Below are 2,181 nucleotides of genomic sequence, written 5' to 3' on the forward strand. Positions count from 1 at the left end.
TCGAATTGTAGTTTTTCGGCGACGTACTCGATGTGCTGGCGTTGCGCCAATGTTGGTGCGTTTAGCAAGTCATTGAAACGATAAACACCATCGTGCTCGACATCGCTTGCCTTGATGACGACTTTTAGGTGCGGCAGATTATGAGACACCAGATGCTTGCTGTGGTTGCTCTCAAGCTCAGGTGCAATGCTAGCCAGCATGGCGTGATAGTCTGATGTCTTGAAAGCATCAGCGATCAGAATGCCGCGGCACTCAACTTTATTAAGAACGTATTCTAGCTCTTTGGCTTTATAGGCAGGGTTAAGATTGACCAAGATCACGCCGATCTTGAAGCAGGCGTACTGCGTGATGAGCCATTCGACACTGTTTAATGCCCAAACCCCCAAGCGGTCGCCCGTATCGAACCCAAGCTCAAGCAGACTCGCTGCAAAGGCATTAACCTTATCAGCCAGCTCCTTATAAGTTAGGCGTATGTTTTGATGAACGCTGACGATGGCTTGCTTATCAGCATACTGTAGGCATGCACGATCGAACATCTCACCGATGGTAAGACCAATGAGCGGCTTGTCGCTCGTGCCTGATAGGTAGCTTAGTTTTTGGTACATGACACTCTCCTTAGATCATGATTTATCCGCCTGATGAACAGGACAAGCAACACCCGTGTCGCTTTTTTCAAGTTAAGATACGCCAAACCACCTTACCACAGCGCCCTACTTTCCTTGATTGACCGCTTTGAGACAGAAGTCTGCCACTTGCGTGCTAAATACTTCCTTGTTCATCGCTTGCGGATTTAGGCTTAAAGGTTCAATGACAGCAAACGTCATCGCCCCAACGATACACTGCGCAGTTACGCCCACATCCTCAAATTCAAACACCGCCTGCGCTTGACCTTCCTTTAGGATGTGCTCGATCGCCTCTTTGACGATTTGTTTACTTTTAAATCGCGCCTCCTCCACCGCTGCATCTGCAGGCTCTAGCATGAGTGAATAGGCAAGTTTTGGGCTGTTGAGCGCCCGCTTTACAAAGACTCTCACCGCCTTGTGTAATTTGTCTTGTGCTGGTCCTTCTTGACCGGCAATCTGCTTTAGAATATCGATCTCGCGCATGATCGCCTCGGACAGCACTTCGATGATGATGTGGTTTTTGTTATCAAAATAACGATACACCAGACCATTCGACACGCCTGCCAAATCCGCCATCGCTTGGATTTGGGCGTCCTTAATGCCTCCTTGGCTAATGAGCTGCTTGGCTGCCTGTAAGATCGCTTCGCGATTTTGGCGTAGGCGCTCTTGCATTAATGCGGATCTTTTGTAATTCATGATTTTATTGTCTCTCATTTAAAAATGAATTGCAAATCATTTTTTTAATAAAATTCACTTTTTTTTGAAAAAATAGTGTGGTACAGTATGTAAAAGGCAAATTTTTAGGATAATTTTTTGGGCTGGGTGATTTTATTAAAGGCGGCCTGACCGTGAAAAATATGAAATTTGCTGATTGTAATGTGAGGCATATTGTAACATAAACCCCCGCCAGTTTTGGCATTTTCCAAGGACTACAAGGACGAAACCATGAACCCAATCACTCTATCTAACCTAACCTTTGGCATCGATGAGACACTGCTTTCAGTTCAAGACGAGGTACGTAAGTTCTGCCAAAAAGAAGTTGCGCCACTTGCTGAAGCCACCGATAAAGAAAACCACTTCCCCGCTCAGCTATGGAAAAAATTCGGCGACATGGGTCTGTTGGGCATGACCGTCTCTGAAGAATACGGCGGCGCGAACTTGGGCTATCTGGCTCACATTCTGGTGATGCAAGAGATTTCACGTGCATCAGCTTCTATCGGTCTGTCTTATGGCGCGCACTCCAACCTATGCGTCAACCAAATCAACCTAAACGGCAACGAAGAACAAAAAGCACGTTTTTTACCAAAATTAATCAGCGGTGATTATGTGGGCGCACTTGCCATGAGTGAGCCAAATGCAGGCTCAGACGTGGTCAGCATGAAGCTAAAAGCCGAACAAAAAGGCGACCGCTTCATCCTAAATGGCTCAAAAATGTGGATCACCAACGGCGGCGACGCTGATGTCATGGTCGTCTATGCCAAAACCGACCCAAATGCAGGCGCCAAAGGCATCACTGCATTCTTGGTAGAAAAAGGCATGAAAGGATTCAGTCACGGCA

3 protein-coding genes are annotated in these 2,181 nt (G+C 46.7%); 1 reads left to right on the top strand and 2 read right to left on the bottom strand.

Features of this window, described 5'->3' with window-relative positions:
- Together GY683_RS01660 and GY683_RS01665 are read right to left on the bottom strand one after the other, a co-directional pair.
- The coding region (locus GY683_RS01660) for an AMP-binding protein (protein WP_297287100.1) at positions 1 to 605 on the bottom strand (605 nt) is incomplete at its 3' end.
- A gap of 105 nt (positions 606 to 710) precedes the next feature.
- Entirely contained in the window at positions 711 to 1,319 is a 609-nt protein-coding gene (locus GY683_RS01665) for a TetR/AcrR family transcriptional regulator (protein WP_112743417.1), read from the bottom strand.
- A 258-nt stretch (positions 1,320 to 1,577) separates the two neighbouring features.
- Here GY683_RS01665 and GY683_RS01670 point away from each other — a divergent pair.
- Positions 1,578 to 2,181 (top strand): acyl-CoA dehydrogenase family protein (locus GY683_RS01670; RefSeq protein ID WP_297287101.1); only part of this gene is annotated, 604 nt, incomplete at its 3' end.

This window comes from Moraxella sp., from assembly GCF_024227015.1.
In the GTDB taxonomy this organism is placed as follows: Bacteria; Pseudomonadota; Gammaproteobacteria; order Pseudomonadales; family Moraxellaceae; genus Moraxella.